The 18,870-nt window shown below is 62.7% G+C and carries 16 protein-coding genes and 1 pseudogene; 4 read left to right on the top strand and 13 right to left on the bottom strand.

The features are described 5' to 3' along the window. Positions 1–24 precede the first annotated feature (24 nt). The 6 genes from M0D66_RS19945 to M0D66_RS19920 all read right to left on the bottom strand — a co-directional run bounded on the left by M0D66_RS19945 (position 25) and on the right by M0D66_RS19920 (position 7,799). Complete coding sequence (locus M0D66_RS19945) at positions 25–1,041, bottom strand: chemotaxis response regulator protein-glutamate methylesterase (RefSeq protein ID WP_266211388.1); 1,017 nt, start codon at positions 1,039–1,041, stop codon at positions 25–27. 17 nt (positions 1,042–1,058) lie between these two features. Continuing rightward, complete coding sequence (locus M0D66_RS19940; RefSeq protein WP_266211387.1) at positions 1,059–3,497, bottom strand: hybrid sensor histidine kinase/response regulator; 2,439 nt, start codon at positions 3,495–3,497, stop codon at positions 1,059–1,061. After that, the gene (locus tag M0D66_RS19935; RefSeq protein WP_266211386.1) at positions 3,494–4,159 is read right to left on the bottom strand and encodes a chemotaxis protein CheW; all 666 of its coding nucleotides are present in this window, start codon (positions 4,157–4,159) and stop codon (positions 3,494–3,496) included. Before M0D66_RS19935 ends, M0D66_RS19940 begins: the two co-directional genes overlap by 4 nt. A gap of 10 nt (positions 4,160–4,169) precedes the next feature. After that, positions 4,170–5,696, bottom strand: a complete 1,527-nt coding sequence (locus M0D66_RS19930) for a protein-glutamate O-methyltransferase CheR (RefSeq protein ID WP_266211385.1) — start codon at positions 5,694–5,696, stop codon at positions 4,170–4,172. Continuing rightward, entirely contained in the window at positions 5,693–6,157 is a 465-nt protein-coding gene (locus tag M0D66_RS19925; protein WP_211706319.1) for a chemotaxis protein CheW, read from the bottom strand. The genes M0D66_RS19930 and M0D66_RS19925 overlap by 4 nt, the downstream gene beginning before the upstream one ends. Before the next feature lie 76 nt (positions 6,158–6,233). After that, positions 6,234–7,799 carry a methyl-accepting chemotaxis protein gene (locus M0D66_RS19920; protein WP_301772906.1) on the bottom strand — a complete coding sequence of 522 codons (1,566 nt, stop codon included), beginning with the start codon at positions 7,797–7,799 and terminating at the stop codon, positions 6,234–6,236. A gap of 329 nt (positions 7,800–8,128) precedes the next feature. Between M0D66_RS19920 and M0D66_RS19915 the strand changes: the two genes are divergently transcribed. After that, positions 8,129–8,470, top strand: a complete 342-nt coding sequence (locus M0D66_RS19915) for an ecotin precursor (RefSeq protein WP_266211383.1) — start codon at positions 8,129–8,131, stop codon at positions 8,468–8,470. A 99-nt stretch (positions 8,471–8,569) separates the two neighbouring features. On the opposite strand, the gene M0D66_RS19910 is transcribed toward M0D66_RS19915, so the two are convergent. The 3 genes from M0D66_RS19910 to mnmE all read right to left on the bottom strand — a co-directional run bounded on the left by M0D66_RS19910 (position 8,570) and on the right by mnmE (position 11,804). Continuing rightward, positions 8,570–8,731: a hypothetical protein gene (locus tag M0D66_RS19910; RefSeq protein ID WP_167378375.1), complete on the bottom strand. Its 162-nt coding sequence runs from the start codon at positions 8,729–8,731 to the stop codon at positions 8,570–8,572. Positions 8,732–9,021: 290 nt separating this feature from the next. Continuing rightward, positions 9,022–10,233, bottom strand: a complete 1,212-nt coding sequence (locus M0D66_RS19905) for a tyrosine-type recombinase/integrase (protein WP_266211382.1) — start codon at positions 10,231–10,233, stop codon at positions 9,022–9,024. A 176-nt stretch (positions 10,234–10,409) separates the two neighbouring features. Then, positions 10,410–11,804, bottom strand: a complete 1,395-nt coding sequence (gene mnmE, locus M0D66_RS19900) for a tRNA uridine-5-carboxymethylaminomethyl(34) synthesis GTPase MnmE (RefSeq protein WP_211706321.1) — start codon at positions 11,802–11,804, stop codon at positions 10,410–10,412. A gap of 349 nt (positions 11,805–12,153) precedes the next feature. On the opposite strand from mnmE, the pseudogene M0D66_RS19895 reads away from it, so the two are divergent. Further along, positions 12,154–12,570, top strand: a pseudogene (locus M0D66_RS19895) (transcriptional regulator); the annotation flags it as partial. A gap of 167 nt (positions 12,571–12,737) precedes the next feature. Here M0D66_RS19895 and yidC read toward each other — a convergent pair. From yidC to rpmH, 4 genes are all read right to left on the bottom strand, one after another. Beyond that, the gene (gene yidC, locus M0D66_RS19890; protein ID WP_093634554.1) at positions 12,738–14,399 is read right to left on the bottom strand and encodes a membrane protein insertase YidC; all 1,662 of its coding nucleotides are present in this window, start codon (positions 14,397–14,399) and stop codon (positions 12,738–12,740) included. 30 nt (positions 14,400–14,429) lie between these two features. After that, entirely contained in the window at positions 14,430–14,660 is a 231-nt protein-coding gene (gene yidD / locus M0D66_RS19885) for a membrane protein insertion efficiency factor YidD (protein ID WP_007180115.1), read from the bottom strand. Between the two features lie 115 nt (positions 14,661–14,775). Then, positions 14,776–15,276: a ribonuclease P protein component gene (gene rnpA, locus M0D66_RS19880; protein ID WP_171925254.1), complete on the bottom strand. Its 501-nt coding sequence runs from the start codon at positions 15,274–15,276 to the stop codon at positions 14,776–14,778. Positions 15,277–15,290: 14 nt separating this feature from the next. Further along, positions 15,291–15,425 carry a 50S ribosomal protein L34 gene (rpmH, locus tag M0D66_RS19875; RefSeq protein ID WP_004198824.1) on the bottom strand — a complete coding sequence of 45 codons (135 nt, stop codon included), beginning with the start codon at positions 15,423–15,425 and terminating at the stop codon, positions 15,291–15,293. A gap of 402 nt (positions 15,426–15,827) precedes the next feature. Between rpmH and dnaA the strand changes: the two genes are divergently transcribed. Together dnaA and dnaN are read left to right on the top strand one after the other, a co-directional pair. Then, a complete protein-coding gene (gene dnaA / locus M0D66_RS19870; RefSeq protein ID WP_093634555.1) occupies positions 15,828–17,465 on the top strand; it encodes a chromosomal replication initiator protein DnaA in 1,638 nt (545 codons plus the stop codon). A gap of 219 nt (positions 17,466–17,684) precedes the next feature. After that, entirely contained in the window at positions 17,685–18,788 is a 1,104-nt protein-coding gene (gene dnaN / locus M0D66_RS19865) for a DNA polymerase III subunit beta (RefSeq protein WP_054037057.1), read from the top strand. The last annotated feature ends 82 nt before the right edge of the window (positions 18,789–18,870 follow it).

The raw sequence follows: 18,870 nt of genomic DNA, 5'->3' as shown, positions 1-18,870 counted from the left end.
CGGCTAGTGTGCGCCTATCGGGGCTTAACGTGTGCCGACGGCCGCAGCGAGCGCCGCTGCAATGCGGGGCAGAGGCAGGATCGCGGCGGCGGCGTCGAGCGCCGCGGCCGCCTTCGGCATGCCGTACACGGCGCAGGTCGCTTCGTCCTGCGCGATCGTGTGATAGCCCTTGGTGCGCATCGCCTTGAGCCCGATCGCGCCGTCGCGGCCCATGCCGGTCAGCAGCACACCGATCGCCCGCGCCGGCCAGCGCGCCACGACACTATGGAAAAACACGTCGACGGAAGGCCGGTAGGGTGTTTCCGCCGGCACGTTCGTGTAACCGAGTACGTTGGGCAGCTTCAGGTGTAAATGATCGTCGGTGGCGGCGAGCAGCACGATGCCCGCTTGCGGCCGGTCGCCTTCGTTGGCGATCCGCACCGGTAATGCCGACTGCTGGTTCAGCCAATCGGCCATGCCGGCGGCGAAGGCTGCGTCGACGTGCTGGACGATGACGATTGCCGCCGGGAAGTCCTTCGGCAGGCCGGCGAGCAGGGTGGCGAGCGCCGCCGGGCCGCCTGCCGAGGCGCCGATTGCAACCAGCGGCGTGTCGCGGTTCGTCGCGGTTCTGGGCGCCGACGCAGTTGCTGCGCCAGGCGCGCTGCGTTCAGTGACCAGCGCGGCGATGCTGTCGATCTTGGCGATCAGGGTGGCGATGCTTTTGTTCGCTTCGGGACCGCTCAGCGAGGGCGTATCCACCGCATCGAGCGCGCCTGCGCCCATCGCTTCGTAGACGCGCCATGCATTCGCGCCCACGTCGACGGTCACGATCAGGATCGCGCACGGCGCCTTCGCCATGATGCGGCGCGTGGCTTCGATGCCGTCGACGTTCGGCATCACGAGGTCCATCAGCACGATGTCGGGTCGCTGCGCGGTGCAGAAATCGACCGCCTGCTGGCCGTCCTGCGCGACCCATAGCACCTCGTAGTCGTGGCGCGCAGCAAGCGCGCGGCGCAGTGCCTCGACAGCGAGCGGCAGGTCATTGACGATTCCGATTTTCATCCGTTTTACCCGTGGGTTTAACCGTAAGCTTCGCCGATCAGATCACGCACTGCATCGAGCAGTGCTTCGTCGTGGAAACTGCCTTTCGCCAGATAGTAATCCGCGCCCGCGTTCAGACCGGCGCGGCGGTCCTCTTCGCGATCCTTGTACGAGACGATCATCACCGGCAGCGACTGCAGCTGCGGATCGCGCTTGATGAGCGTGACGAGTTCGATACCGTCCATGCGCGGCATGTCGATGTCGGTAATCACGAGGTCGAAACGCTCTCCGCGGACCGCATTCCAGCCGTCCATGCCGTCGACAGCGATCGTCACGTCGTAACCGCGTGTCGCCAGCAGCTTGCGTTCGAGCTCGCGTACGGTGAGCGAATCGTCGACCACCAGCACGCGCCGCGTGACGCGCCGGGCGGTGAGGGCAGCGCCGTGCTGCGTATGTTTCAGATCGCCGCCTGCGACGAGCTTTTCGACTGAGCGCAGCCAGTCGTCAACATCCGCGATCAGCACCGGGTCGCCGTTTTCCATCAATGCGCCAGCGGTGATGTTCCTGATCTTGCCGAGGCGCGGGTCGAGCGGCTGCACGACCAGCATGCGCTCGCCGAGAAAGCGATCGACCACCACGCCGTAGGTTTCTTCACCGTCGCCGATCACGATCAGGCTGACGGTTTCGCCTTCGTTGGTGGGCGGCGCGGTGTCGAGAATCTGATGCGCGGTGACGACGCCGATGCGGCGGCCGTCGAAGGCGATGTGCTGATGGCCTTCGAGCAATTCGATATCCGCGCGGCTTACGTGCAGTGTGCGGTTCACATGCGCGAGCGGCACGGCGTACGGCTCGCCCGCGACTTCGACGAGCAGGCTGCGAATCACCGAGAGCGTGAGCGGCAACTGCAACTGCACGCGTGTGCCGACGCCGGGTTCGTGTGTGATGCGCACCGTGCCGCGCACGCGCTTGACCACATCGTGTACCGCGTCGAGTCCGACGCCACGGCCCGACACCTCGGTGACCTGATCGCGCAGCGAGAAGCCGGGCAGCAAGAGGAATTCGAGCAGTTCGGTTTCAGACAGACGTGCGGCCGTTTCCGCACTCGCCAGTTTCTTGCGAACGATCGACGTGCGCAGTGCGTCGAGATCGATGCCCGCGCCGTCGTCGGAGACGCTGATGAGCAGGGCGCCGGCCGTGTGACGTGCGTCGAGCGTGAGCGTGCCCTCTTCGGGCTTGCCGCACGCGAGACGGACCTCAGGCGCTTCGATGCCGTGGTCGATCGCGTTGCGCAGCATGTGGCCGAGCGGTGCTTCGAGCAGATCGAGAATGTCGCGGTCGACCTGAGTCGATTCGCCGATCAGTTGCCAGCGCACCTTTTTGCCGAGCGAACGCGCGACGTCACGCACCATGCGCGCGAGACCGCCGGTGCCGTCGCCGAAGGGGCGCATGCGGCATTGCAGTGCGGCGTCGTAAAGCTGCTGCGACAGATGGGTCGAGCGGCGGTCGAAGCTTTCCAGATCGGCCAGGCGCTCGGCGAGCAGGTGTTGCGATTCTGCTGTGAGGCGGCGCAGTTCTTCGAGCGCGGCGTGCGCGCGCGGGTCGAGCTTCAGGTCGGCGAGCGTTTCGTGCAACTGATCCAGCGCGCGTGTGCCGTCACGTTGGACGCGTTTGACGCGCAGCATCGATTGCGCGAAGGGTTTGAGCCAGCGTGATTCGACCAGTGATTCGCCGGATAGGGAGAGCAGCCGGTCGAGGTTGTCGGCGCGTACGCGCAGCATGCGGCCGGGGTCTGTTGCTGGGGCGCTTGATTCGTGCGAGGTGGGTGCAAGGGCGCTTGCAGGCGCGGACTGGATTGTAGAGGCGAGGGTGGACCCATTTGCAGTCGTGCTGGCCGATGCGGTTGGCGTAGGCGTCGCTTCTGCACGCAGGGCGCTGGCTAGCAGATTGAATGCGGCGTCGGGGTCATGGTCGGCTTCGGCCGATGTGCTTTGCGGTTTGGTCGCTGCGCTGGGTGTAGATGCAGAACTGTCGACACGAGCAGGAGCAGCCGGTGGCACAGCGTCCCTTCGCATTGCCGCCCCATGCGGCACCACACCCACCATCCGCGCTTGCAACGACGCCACACACACGCTGACCGCATCACGTGCCGATTCATCCTCGTCATTACCGATGCGCGCAACGATATCGACCCCGCGCAACAACTCATCAATCCAGGCGGCATCGAGCAATGCGCGTCCTTCCTGCGCCGCGACGAAGCAATCCTCCATAGCGTGCGCGAGTTCGACACCGACCTGCACACCAACGATACGCGCTGCGCCCTTCAGCGAATGCGCCGCGCGCATGCAGGCCTCGAGCGCGGCGGCATCGCTCGGCGCGCGGTCGAGGGTGAGCAGGCCGTCGTTGAGCACGCGTGCCTGGGTCCGCGCTTCTTCGCGGAAGAGATCGATCAGCGACGGGCGGCGCGGGTCGTCCGTCATCCGAGACTCCGGTTCAAAGTGTCGAACAATGCGTCGGCGTCGAGCAGGCCGACCGTCATGCCGCGCCACGGAGCCACGGCGCGCGTATGCGCAGCGGCGGCATGCGAGAGCGTCGCGGGCGGTGGGCAAAAGGTGGAAATCGCGATCCGATGCACGCCGTCGACCTGATCGACGGGAAACACCGCGTGCTCTTCTGCGCGCGAGACCACCAGCAAACGCGGCAGATCGTGACGGGCTTTGTCGTCGCCTGCAGCGGTGTCGGTTTCGAAACCCAGCAGATGCGCGAGCGACAGACAGACCAGCAAGTCGCCCTGCACGTTCACGACGCCCAGCACCGCGCGATGCTGCCGATGCGGCAACGTATGAATCGGCCGCGTCTGTACGATGCGCTTGAAGATCGGCGTGGGCAGCGCGAGCCATTCACCGCCGATACGGAAGATGAGGAACGATTCACTCGCGTCTTGCTGATCATGTCGCTGCAATCGCGCCGGCGTGTCAGGGTCATTCAGCGAGAGATCCACAAGCGGAATCGGACGCTCCAGCAATTTGGCCGCGGCCGCTTCGAACACGGGGCAATTCAGACAGCGCACGTATTCGACCAGCCGCTCGCACGACGAATCGCCGCGCACGCCGATGCGGTTCCAGCAATCGTCGAAGGTCACCGAGCGCTCCTCAACCACGTTGCGCTCCCTGTGCGCGCGACGCGCGGTCCATCAATAGACGCGCGCCGTTGCGATCGCCTTCGAGCTCGAGCAGCGTCGCCAGATGTGCGAGCGCCTCGGTGTGCTGCGGGTCGAGGTAGAGCGCCTTGCGATACTGGCCGCGAGCGAGGTTCGTATCGCCGCTGGCGTCGGCGAGCACACCGAGCAGGTAGAACGCGTCGGCGTGCGGCGCGTGCTGTTCCAGATAGACGTTGATCGCGTTCGCGGCTTCCGTCAGACGACCTGCGTCGGCTAGCGCGTGCGCCGCTTGCAGCGTGTCGCGTGCGGCGTTGGTCGGCGAGGTGATGGGCGATGACGCAAACTCGTGCGACGGCGACGGGGCTTTGGACGTCGTAGGCGTGTGTTGCGAAATACCGCTTAAAGACGTGCGCTGTGAAGTGTCATTCGACAGCACGTTTTGAGAAATACCCGTCAATGACGCGCGTTGAGAGATTCCATCGGACGGCGTGAGCGGCGACTTTGCATTTAACGGCGTTTGCGACAAACCACCATTGAACGGCGTGCGCGCAACCGGATCGGGCCACGCAAAAGGCTCGGCAGAAAACACTTGCAACGGCGCGAGCGCGGGCACTGGCGAATGCGTCATTGCGAGTGCAGCGGCGGTGGCGAGCGGCGCGGTATGCCAGCTGTTCATCTGCGCTTCAGCAGGCATCGCGCGGTGGAATGCGAACGCCAGAGGAATCTTCGCCGACTGCATGCCATAACGCATCAACAGCCCGGTTTCCGCAGGGCCGACGAACAGCGTGCCGTTTTCAGCCAGCACGCTGTTGAGCGCATGCAGGGCCTTCTGCTGTGCGTCGCGGTCGAAGTAAATCAGCACGTTGCGGCAGAACACGAAGTCGTAGACGCCGAGCGCCGCGGCATCGAGTTGCATCAGGTTCGCGCGCGAAAACCGGACCGCATCGACGATGCGCGGCGCGAGACGCCAGCCGTCTTCGGTGCGCGCGAAGTGGGCGTCGCGGAACGGGAACGCATTGCCGCGAAACGAGTTGCGGCTGTACACGGCGCGCTGCGCGAGAGCCAGCGAGCGCTCACTGATATCCATTGCATCGATGCGCATGTGCGCCGCGTCGATGCCGGCGTCGAGCAGCGTCATGGCGATCGTGTACGGCTCTTCGCCGGTGGAGCAGGGCAGACTCAGAATTCGCAGCGGCAGTGCGGTGCCGCGCTCATCGAGGCGTTCGTGCGCGAGACGCGCGAGCGCTCTGAACGCGTCGGCATCGCGATAGAACCAGGTCTCCGGCACCACCACCGTTTCGACCAGCGCCTGCACCATCGAAGGCGACGCGTACGTGGCTTCCCAGTAGTCGGCGAGCGTGGCGTCGGCGTGACCGTCCGCGCACCAGGCTGCGGCGCGCTGATCGACCGCGCGCTCGATCGACTGATGACCGAGCGACGCCGCATCGAGCCCGATGGTTCGATGCAGCAGATCGGCGAAGCGTCGATAGAGCGGCGCGTTGTCGTGATGCGCGTTCATGCGTGCGCCTCGGGAAACAGCAGGGCTTTGACGTCGTCGGGCAACAGATGCTCGACGCGAATCCATTGCACCAGACCGCCTGCTTCGCTTGCGACCGGGCCCAGATAGCGCGCGTTCGGCATGTCGATGCCGGCGTCATGAAACGCGTCGACGTCCAGGCGGATGGTGCGCGTTGCGCCTTCGAGCAGGAGCGCAAGCAGGCGCACCGTGCCCGCATGCGGATAGCGCACCAGCACGACGCGTGTCGACATCAACTGCGCGGCGGGACGGCCGAGCGCGAGCGCCGGCAGATCGATCACCGGCAGCGGCGCGCCCTCGTGTTCGAGTACGCCCGCGACCCACGACGGCGCGCCGGGGATCGTCTTCGGCGGCGACTGCGGCGTGAGCGGCATCAGACGCTCCACCTGCGTCGCGTCGATCACGTAGCGTTCGTTATCGAGCGTGAAGAGGATGAAGAGCATCGGCGTGGGCTGGGCTGTAGGAGAGGCGTATGGGTGGATCGGCGTCGGCGTACTTCGGTGAGCCCGCCGCGGCGCGTCAGGCCACCACCTTGAAGCGCGATACGCCGGTGCGCAGACTATTGGCGACGTGCGTCAGATCGTCGATGGCCTGGGTCGACTGGCGTAGCGATTCCGCCGTCTGCTGCGCGGCCTCTGAGAGCTGCGTCAGCGCCTGGGTAATCTGCTCGGCGCCAGTGGCTTGCGTCTGCATGCCTTCGTTGACCATCGAGAAGCGCGGCGCGAGTTGCTGCACTTGCTGAATGATCTGCGTGAGATGGCCGCCTACGTTCTGCACGTCGAGCATGCCGCGCCGGACTTCTTCGGAGAACTTGTCCATGCCCATCACGCCCGCAGCCACTGCCGACTGAATCTCCTTGACCATCTGTTCGATATCGTAGGTCGCCACGGCGGTTTGATCGGCGAGGCGGCGAATCTCGGTTGCCACGACCGCGAAGCCGCGGCCGTATTCGCCGGCCTTCTCTGCTTCGATCGCCGCGTTCAGTGAGAGCAGGTTGGTCTGGTCCGCAACCTTGGTGATGGTGGCGACGACCTGGTTGATATTGCTGGCCTTCTCGTTGAGGATCGCGAGCTTCGCGTTGACTGAGCCGGCCGCTTCCATCACGAGGCGCATGGTGTCTTCCATGCGCGCGAGACCGGCGTGGCCGGTGCCGGCGAGTGCGGCCGATTGGCCTGCTACTTCGGAGACTTCGTTCATCGTGCGCAGCAGGTCACGCGAGGTCGCGAAGATTTCGCGCGACGTGGCGCCGATCTCAGTGGTAGTTGCCGCAGTTTCGTTCGCGGTGGCCTGCTGTTCGCGCGACGTTGCCGCGATCTCCGTCACCGACGTGGTGACCTGAACCGCCGATTTCTGCGCCTGGCCGACCAGCGCGGTGAGCTCGTCGGTCATGCGGTTAAAGCCCGCTTCCAGCGCGCCGATTTCATCCGCGCGATTCAGCTGCAGACGTTGCGTGAGGTCGCCCGTGCGCATGACGTCGACGACTTGCAGCACCTTCGCCATCGGCGTGGTGACCGCGCGCAGCAGCCAGTAGCCGGCCAGCACGGCGGCGATGGCGGCAACCAGCAGCATGACTAGCAGCACGACACGGGTCGCCTCAACCGAGCTGCGGATGTTTTCGGCGGCTTTGTCGGCGTCGGCCTTGTTGTTCTCGACCAGCTTGCGCGCCGAGACACGGCCCGCTTCCCAGATCGGCGTGAGTTGCGTGTTGAAGAGGTGCGCGGCGTTCTCTTTCGAACTCGGCAAGACGTTCAACAGGGATGCCTGGACCGGCAGGTACTGTGCGTGTTGCTGGCGAAAGTCGTTGAAGAACTCGCGATCGTTGTCGCGGAAGATGGTCGCGCCGTAGTCGCCGAGGAGCTTCTGAAGCGTTTGCTCGGTGTCCTGCAAAGCTGCGGTGTCGCGCTTGACGGACTCGGGGTCCGTATCAACGTAAATGAGACGCTGCGTGACGGTGTAGTTCTCGAACCAGGCCGCGCGCATCGCAGTCGCGTAGTAGAGGCCGGGCATCGAGTCTTCCTGCTGACTCTTCGCGTCGCGATCGATTCCGCTGAGTTGCTCGAAAGTGACGATTGCCATTGCCAGCATCACGATCAGCACGATCCCGAAGCTGCACAGAATCCGTTGCCGGATGGTCCATTGTTTCACGCGCACGCCCCTTAACTTTTTTGCTTGGGCTCGACGCCCGATGTCGACTTGTGGGTCTCGGGGTCGAAGGATCGGAAAGCTTTGCGGACGTCGGATTTGTCCGACGGGTCATGCGGCGAATTTTACATTGATCGTGGGAATGGATGGCGGTCGATGAGGCGGTTGCCCAGCCACGCGTTACACCCGTAATGGCCGGTTACCAACTGCAGCATCTATTTCTGCGCGCGCCATACACAATCTGTTCCATGCCTGAACGGCGGGAGAGAAACATGAAAAAGATTGCGGTGGCGTTGTTGGTGGTGGGGAGCCTGAGCGTGGCGGGTCAAGCGTCGGCGCATGGCAATGGCGGCGATGTGGTCGGTGCGCTGATCGGCGGCGCCGTGCTGGGCGCGGTGGTGACGTCCGTGTTGAATCCGGCGCCCGTGGTCGCTTACCAGCAGCCGGTCTATGCGCAACCGGTGTATGCGCAGCCGGTGTATCAGCCGGCGCCTGTGTACGCGGGGCCGCCGCCGGGATACTGCTATGACCAGTACCAGCGTGCGTATGTCGCGTGCGGTGCGCCGCCGCCCGCACAGTATGGGTATCCGCAACAGCCTCAACAGGGCTGGTAAAGGACGTGAGCAGACACGCGCAGCTTTGATGCTCGCGCGTTAGAGAGAGAAAAAGGCCGTCGCAGGGTGCGACGGCCTTTTCTTGTTGGGTATCTCTGCTCAGTGCTTGTGATGCAACCACTCCGCATAATGCGTGTCGAGCCAGCGTTCGAGGCGCTCCGGCTTCGTCTTTTCGTGATAGTGGGACGCGGCCCAGATCGCCACGCCGACCACCAGCATCACCAGGGGTCCCAGCAAATAAGCCATTAACGGTTCAGACATGGGAGCCTCCGTCCCGATGTGCATCGATGTTTTAGTTTAGTCGATGAACGGCGAGAAAAAAGGTCGCTTTAAACGGTTGGCTGTTGGCGCGGCTGGATTGACGTGATTGGGCTTGTGGGGCGTGGTGTGGGAGGATTGAGAACCTAGTGAGGGAGGTGGTTTTCTTTTTCTGGGTGGGCATTTGCGTCTTGCCCTTCTTTCTCTGTGTACCAAAAGTGTGCTGTTGGCCACGGGCGAGGAGGGTTGCGGCGGGTGGCTGACGCCCGCGGCGTTTACAGCGCCGGACGCATTTAGCCTGTCACGCCTTGTCGGTTGCTCTCGATCTGGGCGTCGACAAAATCTGCCCATAGTTGCAACGTCCGACGCCGTTCTGCGGCGTGTTCAGCGGGATGGCCTCCGTCCGGGGCGTCTTTGACGGCATGCGCCAGCGCATTCTCAATCACGTCCGCAGACTGTCCCATCTCGCGCAAGTGGGTCGCGGCGGTGCGTCGAAAGTCATGTAGGACGAAATGCTCGACGTCGAGCCCGAGCGATTTGACGGCTTGATTGAGCGTGCTCTTCGCGATCGGCCGGTCGTCGCCCCTGACGCTCGGGAATACGAAATTCCGGCTGGTTTTCGTGTCCTGAAGCTCGCGCAGCAGGGCGACCGCCTGATGCGAGAGATGCACCACGTGCTTGCGGTCCTTGTTCATGCGCTCAGCTGGGATCGTCCATCGTGCCGCGTCGAGGTTGAATTCCGACCAGGCCGCCTCGACGAGGTCAGATTTCCGCACCATCGTCAGCACCAGCAGGTGTAAAGCCAATTTCAGCGGACGTCGAATGCTCGATGCGTAGATCGCCCGGAGCGTGGCGCCTATTTCGTCGGGATCGAGTACGCGGGTACGGCTGTCCGGCATTGCGATGAAGCGTGCCGGGATGAGTTCTGCCGGATTGGTCGTAGCGAGTTGCCGGGCGATCAGGTATTCGTAGAGCCGCTTGACGGCGTTGCGCGTGTGCAATGCCATTTTGGGCGAGCCGCGGCTTTTGATCTGGTCGCAGATCGCGCGGATGTCGTCTTCCGTCACGGCTTTGATCGGTTTGGCGCCGATGGCGGGCAGGACGTCCTTTTCGAGCGCGCGCCGCGTGGTGCGCTGATATTCCGCCGACTTACCGGCCATCTCCGTCGCGAGATAGAGCTCGGCGCCTTCGCGCAGTACCTCTGCCTTGCTTTCCGCACCGCGGTCGCGACGTGCCGTCGCCACTGGCGAGACGCCGCTCGCGACCATCTCCGCGTACTTCTGCGCCTTGGCGCGCGCGACCCGCAGCGAAATCATCCGGTAATCGCCGATCGTGACGAGCGGCTGGCGCTTGCCGTTCAGTGAATAGCGGAAGCGCCAGACCTTGGTGCCCGTCGTCATGATTTCGATGACGAGGCCGTTGCCGTCTGCGACGCAATATCGGGTGGCGCGCGGTTCGAGCGCGCGGATCTGCGTTTCGGTGAGGGGGGCGGCTAGTTTTGGCATGGCGGATCGTTTGATGCACGGACAGCCGGGATTTTAAACCGGTTGTCTTTTGTGTACCAAAGAAATGTGGGAGTTTGGGTCAACAGAAGGTGTTTGACGCCTGTACTGATGGTTACTCGGAAAGGACTTGTCAGGCATGACAGGTAAGCCTTTTGTCCGAAAGCTGCCGACCCGTCTTACTTGCCAATACAAAACCGGCTGAAAATCACTCCGAGCAGGTCATCGGAGCTAAATTCACCGGTGATCGAGTTCAGTTGATCCTGCGCGAGGCGCAGTTCTTCGGCGAACAGATCGAGTGCTTGAGAGTTCTGATCGGCGTGCGCAGCCGCCGTCGCCAGATGCTCCTGGGCCGCGCGCAGCGCAATCAGATGCCGCTCACGCGCGAGGTAGACGCTCTCCGCGCCGGCCTGCCAGCCGGCGATGCGCAGCAATTCCTCACGCAGCAGCGCAACGCCATCGCCCCGTTTCGCCGACAGCCCCACTTCGCTGAGCTCGAGATCCGCGTCGAGCGGTGTCACCGACGGCGCGAGCCCCGTCAGATCCGTCTTGTTCAACACGCGCACCACCGGCACACCGCTCGGGAACCGCGCAGCGATCGTTTCGTCTTCGGCGGTCATGCCGGTGCGTGCATCGAGCAGATGCAGCACGACGTCCGCGCGTTCGATCTCGCTCCACGTGCGCGCGATGCCGATCTTTTCCACTTCGTCTTCGGTATCGCGCAGGCCGGCCGTATCGATCACGTGCAGCGGAATGCCTTCGATCTGGATGGTCTGCGCGACCTTATCGCGCGTCGTGCCGGCGATCGGCGTGACGATGGCCAATTCCGCGCCGGCCAGCGCGTTCAGCAACGACGACTTGCCGACGTTCGGCTGCCCTGCCAGCACCACTGACAAACCCTCGCGCAGCAACGCGCCCTGGCGTGCTTCGCTCAGCACGTGCACGAGGCGCTCGCGGATCCGTGTGAGCTTGCCGCGGGCGTCGGCGGCTTCGAGAAAGTCGATTTCTTCTTCCGGGAAATCGAGCGTCGCTTCGACCAGCATCCGCAGCGTGATGACCTCTTCGACCAACGCGTGGATGTCGCGCGAAAACGCGCCGTCGAGCGAGCGGCCCGCCGAGCGCGCGGCGGCTTCGGTGCTGGCCTCGATCAGATCGGCGACGGCTTCCGCTTGCGCCAGATCCAGCTTGTCGTTGAGAAACGCCCGTCGCGTGAATTCGCCCGGCTCCGCCAGACGCAGGCCGAACGCACGACCGGCGTCGATGCACCGCTGCAGCACCAGTTGCAGCACGACCGGACCGCCATGACCCTGCAACTCGAGCACGTGTTCGCCGGTGTAGGAGTGCGGCGCGGGAAAGTACAGGGCGATGCCGCGATCGAGCGCGCTGCCGGTGTCATCGAGGAACGGCACATAGCTCGCATGGCGCGGCGCGAGTGCCTGGCCGGTGAGCGCTTGCATCAACGGCTGCGCAGCGGCTTCACCGGCACGGCCGAACGAAATCCGCACGACTCCGATTCCGCCTCGGCCGGGAGCGGTGGCAATGGCGACGATCGGATCGGAATCGGTGGCGAGCATGGGAGCGAGGCTGTCAGAAGGGATTGAATGCGCACGAGTAAGCGCCGGGCATTGTAACGCGGGGGCATCCACCGGCTCTGGACTCGGGCCCGATTCCCAAGGCGGCATGAGCCGCATAAGACAAATAAGGATTTATCTCACACAAGCTAAGATAGCTTAAGACGCATTTGCGACTCGCTGACGTATCAAAGTGCCTAAAACGCACGCTGCACAAGGAAAAGACGGAATTCTATAAAATCGTGAAACGCGTTATTAGCTGCCGATTTCAGGCTAAAAATAGCTTATTTAAGCAATAAAATTGCGTGTTTGGTTGTCCACTGATAATGCGCCGAATTGCACAATCGGGCCCATGCCGACCTCCAAAGAAAAAGCAGCTTTCGCCAAACGGCTGAAAGACTCACTCCCCAAAGATATTAAGGGTGGGACCGATTTAGCCAGGGAATTCAATCTGCTTTATAGCAGTGGCCCTGCTGTCTCACCACAAACCGCGCACAAATGGCTCGCGGGTACGACGATCCCAAAGCGCGACAAGTTGCAGGTTCTAGCGACGTGGCTGCAGAAGGACGTTCACTGGCTGCACTACGGGCCGACGCCCTCCGGCAAGGCTAAGCCGCTTGCCCGTGGCGAGAAGTATCCGATGACGCCGGAAACGATCGAGCTTGTCACGAAGATGGCTAACCGCTTCGTGGGTTTGTCGCCGAGGCAGCGCAATCTGGTGGAAGAACTGATGACGGAGTTTGACGGCGGCACGCAACAGGACGCCGACGCCACGCCTGAAGACGCATCGACATCGACAACGACATCGAAAGATAAGGGCCAATCGGCCGAATCATAAAAAAAGCCGCCCGGTGCAAACCGGACGGCTTTTTCACAGCCAGCTTCTGCCTGTCAGCCAGCGGGCGCTACCACCACCCGCTGCAGGCAAGACATCAATCAGGCCGCTTTCGTCTTCGCCTGCCCCATCATCCGCGTGATGTAGTACTGCTGGGCGATCGACAGCACGTTATTCACCACGTAGTACAGCACCAGACCGGCCGGGAAGAAGAAGAACATCACCGAGAACGCGATCGGCATGAACATCATCATCTTGGCTTGAACCGGGTCCGGCGGCGTCGGGTTCAGCTTGGTCTGCAGGAACATCGAGACGGCCATCAGCACCGGCAAGATGAAGAACGGATCCTGCTGCGACAGATCGTGAATCCAGAGAATCCACGGCGCGCCGCGCATTTCAACCGACGACAGCAGCACCCAGTACAGCGAGATGAACACCGGAATCTGAATCACGACCGGCAGACAGCCGCCGAACGGATTGACCTTCTCGGTCTTGTACAGCTCCATCAGCGCCGAGTTCATCTTCTGCGGATCGCCCTTGAAGCGTTCGCGCAGGGCTTGCATACGCGGCGTGATCGCCTTCATGCGCGCCATCGACTTGTAGCTCGCGGCCGACAGCGGGAAGAACACGGCCTTGATCAGCAGCGTGAGCAGAACGATCGACCAGCCCCAGTTGCCGACATAGCTGTGGATCTTCTCGAGCAGCCAGAACAGCGGCTTCGCGATGATCGTGACCCAGCCGTAGTCCTTCACCAGTTCCAGGCCCGGGGCGATGCCTTCGAGCATGCGCTCTTCTTCCGGACCGGCGAACAGGCGCGCGGACACATCAACCGATTGGCCCGGGGCGATGGTCGCCACCGGTTGCTTCACGCCAACGCGATACAGCGTCGGATCGATCTTCTCGACATAGATGTCGCGCTTCGCACCTTGCTGCGGAATCCATGCCGACGCGAAGTAATGCTGCACCATCGCGATCCAGCCGTTGTCGGCCGAATTGACGAAATCTTCCTTGTTCTTGTCGATGTCGCTGAACGTCATCTTCTGGAAGTGGTGCTGGTCGGTGTAGACAGCCGGTCCGATGAACGTGTGCGAGAAGCGCGGCGTTTCCACCGGCGTATCGTCGCGCACCAGTTCCATATAAACCGACGGCGTGACCGGTGCAGTCCCGACGTTCTCGATCTTCGTGTCGACGCCGATCACATAGCTGCCGCGCGTGAACGTGTAGGTCTTGATGACCTTCACGCCACCCTTAACCGGCGACTCGAGGCTGAGCTGGAACGACTTGGCGTCGCCCGTCAGATCGTGCGGCTGGTTCGGCACCGGCGTGAAGACGTCGGTGTGGTTCGGGAAATCGCCGCCGAGCAGACCGGTGCGCGCCAGATACGTATGGTTCGCGGTGCGGTCGAACAGCGTGATGACCAGATCGGGTTGCTTGCCGTCGCCTTGCTTGACGAGCGACAGCTTCGACAGCGTGCCGCCGCGGGTGTCGATCTCGCCGTTATAGACGTCGGTGCTGAAGCTGATCAGCTGGCCCTGAGCCGCAGCAGCCGGCGCAGTGCCCGGCGCAGCAGCAGTGGTGGCCGGCAGATCGGCGGATTGGGTTCCCGGCGTCGTGGTTCCCGGTGCGGCGCTACCGACGGTCTTGGTCGGGTTGGCGCTCGGGAAGAACATCGACGGGCGTCCGTGGTCGCGTTGCCAGTTGTCGAACAGCATGACCGCTGACATGAAAAAGATGACCCATAGGACGGTGCGTTTGATATCCATGCGTTGTCTCAGTGTCGATGGAACGGCGCGTCAGCGCTTTTCAGAAGTGGGAGGCGGGACGAGATCGATGCCGCCCGCGGAAAACGGGTGGCAGCGGCAAATACGCCTGGCGGCGAGATAAGTCCCGCGCGCGGCGCCATGATACTGGATTGCTTCGCGCGCGTAATCAGAGCAGGAAGGGTAAAAACGGCACCGGTTGCCGAGCATGGGGCTGACGGCAACCTTGTAGAAACGCAATAAAGCGATGAGTACCGTTTGCATGACTGGTGCGGCCTAACGGCGCCGCGCAACGTGGAGTACCGGGCGACGCCCGCGCAGCCTGGCCGCCCGAGCTACTTTGGCGGCCTGTACTGCAAAGCGGGCGGTCACTTGAGCGTCATTCCGTCTTGGGCGCTTCCGCGGGCGGCGCCTCGCGACGGACAATTTCGCGCGCTGCTTTATCGAGCAGCGTCTCTATTTCGCTGCGGCACAGCGCCCTCAACGGCGGCGACGAGGCGCTCGGCAAAGCCTTCTTGTCGAAGCGCGTGTGCAGACGCAACAGCACATCCCAACCGCCGAATTCCGCGCGACGCAGCCGGAAGGCTTCGCGCGCGAGTCGACGTACCAGATTACGCGTGGCCGCGCGCGGCGCATACTTTTTGCCGATCACGAGACCTAAGCGAGCGTCGTTACCGGTGGGCCGGCCGTACACCACGAAGTGCGCGGTGCGGCGCCACGGGCGCAAACGAAAAACGGATGAAAATTCATCCGTTTTCAGTAGCCTTGCGGCTTTGGGGAAGGCGGCTTGCGCTCGCAACGGAATCGAGCCCAGTTGCGGCGCCCCAGCCGCTCCCGCTTCACCGCGGGCTTCGCCTGTAGGCACAGACAGAGCGCGCAATCCGCTCGCCAACCTTAGATGGCGAGGCGCTTGCGGCCCTTCGCGCGACGTGCGTTGATGACCTTGCGGCCACCTGCGGTCTTCATGCGAACGCGGAAGCCGTGGGTGCGCTTGCGACGGGTAACGGAAGGTTGGTAAGTACGTTTCATGTTGCTCTCACTTGATCGACTGATCGAAAATTAACCGCACGATCATCGCTGAAGCGGCAATGGCCGGAGGTTTACAGAATTGGTTTTCGCGGAACCCGCTATTTAAACCGGTTTTCTTTTGGCCGTCAATAGTTTAGCCTGCTTCGGCCTGACCCCAAGAGGAGTTCGCCAGATGATCCGTCCCTGTGGATAACTCCCTTTCGCCGACGATTTGGCGTTAGAATCTCGCCTTACTTCCCAAAAATTCTGCACGCCGCTCCGGCTCGCTTGCCCCGCAAACCCTTGTGGCACAAGCGCCTGGAGCCATTACGCCTGGTTCGGCCTGACTGCTCAGGGCCTTGTTGCGTATGCGCGACAGGGGCAGCGGCGAACCGCCGTGCACATCATAACGACAGCAACTCGATGAACGATTTCTGGCAACACTGTTCCGCATTGCTGGAGCGCGAGCTAACGCCCCAGCAGTACGTGACGTGGATCAAACCGTTGGCCCCGGTCGCCTTCGACGCCGCTGCGAACACGCTTAGCATCGCTGCGCCGAACCGCTTCAAGCTCGACTGGGTCAAGAGCCAGTTCTCCGGCCGCATCGCGGATATGGCCCGCGATTTCTGGCACGCTCCGGTCGACGTGCAATTCGTGCTGGACCCGAAAGCAGGCATGCGCGCCCCTGCGGCGACGTCGTCGCCGGCTCCGTCGCGTCCGTCTTCCGCGCCTGGCGCAATGGGCGGCGGCCATTCGGCTGGTGCAAACGGCGGTGGGGCCGCCGTGGACGCAGCCGTCGGTGCCGTACAAGCGTCGCAAGCCGCGCGCGCCAATGGCGCGAACAGCGCGATGGCGACGCTCAACGCGAATGCACGCGCTGCGGCTGACCACAACGCGAACGCACGCGCGGTCGCTGAAGATGCCGCCGACCTCGATCTCCCCAGCCTCGACGCGAACGAAGCCGCCGCTGCCCGCCGCACGTGGCGTCCGGGCCAAAGCGCGAGCTCGAACGGCAACGGCGACAACGACTCGATGTACGAGCGTTCGAAGCTCAACCCTGTGCTGACCTTCGACAATTTCGTGACCGGTAAGGCCAACCAGTTAGCGCGCGCTGCGGCGATACAGGTCGCGGACAACCCCGGCATCTCGTACAACCCGCTGTTTCTGTACGGCGGCGTGGGTCTCGGCAAGACCCACCTGATCCACGCGATCGGCAACCAGCTTCTAATGGACAAGGCCGGCGCGCGGATTCGCTACATCCACGCGGAACAGTATGTGTCCGACGTGGTGAAGGCCTACCAGCGCAAGGCGTTCGACGATTTCAAGCGCTACTACCACTCGCTCGACCTGCTGCTGATCGACGATATTCAATTTTTCTCAGGCAAGTCGCGCACACAAGAGGAATTCTTCTACGCGTTCGAGGCGCTGGTCGCGAACAAGGCGCAGGTGATCATCACCAGCGACACGTATCCGAAGGAAATCTCCGGCATCGACGACCGCCTGATCTCGCGCTTCGACTCCGGCCTGACGGTGGCGATCGAGCCGCCCGAGCTGGAAATGCGCGTCGCGATTCTGATGCGCAAGGCGCAATCCGAGTTCGTGAGCCTGAATGAAGACGTCGCGTTCTTCGTCGCCAAGCATCTGCGCTCGAACGTCCGTGAACTGGAAGGCGCGCTGCGCAAGATCCTCGCGTATTCGAAGTTCCACGGCCGCGAAATCACGATTGAAGTGACGAAAGAAGCGCTGAAAGACCTGCTGACGGTGCAAAACCGGCAGATTTCGGTGGAAAACATCCAGAAGACCACGGCTGACTTCTACAGCATCAAGGTCGCGGACATGTATTCGAAGAAGCGTCCGGCGAACATTGCGCGGCCGCGGCAGATCGCGATGTATCTGGCGAAGGAGCTGACGCAGAAGAGTTTGCCGGAAATCGGCGAGCTGTTTGGCGGGCGCGACCACACCACCGTGCTGCACGCGGTGCGCAAGATCGCCGCGGAGCGCGGCACGGACGCGCAGCTGAACCACGAACTGCACGTGCTGGAGCAAACGCTGAAAGGTTAAGCAGGTCGGGCGGGAAATTCGACCTGTTTATTTCCAAACTCGCCCCCATTTTAGTGGAGCGGTTCCGTTTTCAGGCACAATACAGGTTTAACCGCCCGGCGGCCGCGGGCGGAATTCACGCCGTGACAGGCGCTGCGTGGCGCCGGCGGGGAGCCGCGGTTGCGCGCTGTAAGGCTGGCAAGTCAGGCGCGCAGGCCGTTATATCAACGAAGGAACTCTATGCAACTGGTCAAGACCGAACGCGATAACCTCCTCAGGCCGCTGCAAACCGTGAGCGGCATCGTCGAACGCCGCCATACGTTGCCGATCCTCGCCAATTTGCTGATTACCAAGAACGGCCCTGAAGTGTCGTTCCTGTCGACCGACCTCGAGTTGCAGATCACCACGCGTGCCGATTTTGGCGTGGGCGGCGATTCGGTCGCGACCACGGTGGCAGCAAGAAAGCTCCTCGACATTCTGCGCGCCATGCCCGACGGGCAGGTCACGCTCACGCTGAACGACAAGCGTTTGACCGTGCAATCCGGCAAGAGCCGCTTTGCGCTGCAAACCCTGGCGGCCGACGAGTTCCCGACCGTCGCTCAGGCTAAAGACTACGGCGCGAACCTGGTGGTTCCCCAGAAAACGTTCCGCCAGTTGCTCGGCATGGTCCATTTTTCGATGGCCCAGCAGGACATCCGCTACTACCTGAACGGCATGCTGCTGGTGGTAGATGGTGACCAACTGATGGCAGTCGCAACCGACGGCCACCGTCTGGCGTTCTCGTCGATGAAGATCGAAGGCTCGTTCGCGCGCCAGGAAGTGATCATTCCGCGCAAGACGATTCTGGAACTCCAGCGTCTGCTGGAAGACATCGACGACACGCTGAAGATCGACATCGCGCCGACGCAGGTGAAGTTCACGTTCGGCCAGGTCGAACTGGTGTCGAAGCTGGTGGAAGGCAAATTCCCCGACTTCCAGCGCGTGATTCCGAAGTCGCACAAGAATCAGTTCGTGATCGGCCGTGAAGAACTGCAGCGCTCGCTGCAACGCGCCGCGATTCTGACGTCGGACAAATTCAAGGGCGTGCGCTGCATCATCGAGCCGGGCCAGTTGAAGATCATGTCGACCAACGCCGATCAGGAAGAGGCGCAGGAAGAACTGGAAATCGCGTACGACGGCGACAGCGTCGATATCGGGTTCAACGTCACGTATCTGCTCGACGTGCTCGCGAACCTGAAGGTCGATATGTTGCAAGTGAGCCTTGGCGACGCCAGCTCCAGCGCGTTGATAACGATTCCCGAGAACGACGAATTCAAATACGTCGTGATGCCGATGCGCATCTAACGCGTCCAAAACCAAAGAACACACCAAGGGGCGCAGCGCCCCTTTGGCGTTTTTATGGTGTTTTGAAAAGTCCCGAGCAGCA

Source organism: Paraburkholderia sp. SECH2 (assembly GCF_030464795.1).
Taxonomy (GTDB): Bacteria; Pseudomonadota; Gammaproteobacteria; order Burkholderiales; family Burkholderiaceae; genus Paraburkholderia; species Paraburkholderia aspalathi.
This window is presented reverse-complemented; position numbering and strand designations above follow the sequence as displayed.

Coding starts and splice junctions, on each gene's coding strand:
- M0D66_RS19945 (WP_266211388.1), bottom strand. CDS start 1,041: ATGAAAATCGGAATCGTCAATGACCTGCCGCTCGCTGTCGAGGCACTG.
- M0D66_RS19940 (WP_266211387.1), bottom strand. CDS start 3,497: ATGACGGACGACCCGCGCCGCCCGTCGCTGATCGATCTCTTCCGCGAA.
- M0D66_RS19930 (WP_266211385.1), bottom strand. CDS start 5,696: ATGAACGCGCATCACGACAACGCGCCGCTCTATCGACGCTTCGCCGAT.
- M0D66_RS19925 (WP_211706319.1), bottom strand. CDS start 6,157: ATGCTCTTCATCCTCTTCACGCTCGATAACGAACGCTACGTGATCGAC.
- M0D66_RS19920 (WP_301772906.1), bottom strand. CDS start 7,799: ATGCTGGCAATGGCAATCGTCACTTTCGAGCAACTCAGCGGAATCGAT.
- M0D66_RS19915 (WP_266211383.1), top strand. CDS start 8,129: ATGAAAAAGATTGCGGTGGCGTTGTTGGTGGTGGGGAGCCTGAGCGTG.
- M0D66_RS19910 (WP_167378375.1), bottom strand. CDS start 8,731: ATGTCTGAACCGTTAATGGCTTATTTGCTGGGACCCCTGGTGATGCTG.
- M0D66_RS19905 (WP_266211382.1), bottom strand. CDS start 10,233: ATGCCAAAACTAGCCGCCCCCCTCACCGAAACGCAGATCCGCGCGCTC.
- mnmE (WP_211706321.1), bottom strand. CDS start 11,804: ATGCTCGCCACCGATTCCGATCCGATCGTCGCCATTGCCACCGCTCCC.
- yidC (WP_093634554.1), bottom strand. CDS start 14,399: ATGGATATCAAACGCACCGTCCTATGGGTCATCTTTTTCATGTCAGCG.
- yidD (WP_007180115.1), bottom strand. CDS start 14,660: ATGCAAACGGTACTCATCGCTTTATTGCGTTTCTACAAGGTTGCCGTC.
- rpmH (WP_004198824.1), bottom strand. CDS start 15,425: ATGAAACGTACTTACCAACCTTCCGTTACCCGTCGCAAGCGCACCCAC.
- dnaA (WP_093634555.1), top strand. CDS start 15,828: ATGAACGATTTCTGGCAACACTGTTCCGCATTGCTGGAGCGCGAGCTA.
- dnaN (WP_054037057.1), top strand. CDS start 17,685: ATGCAACTGGTCAAGACCGAACGCGATAACCTCCTCAGGCCGCTGCAA.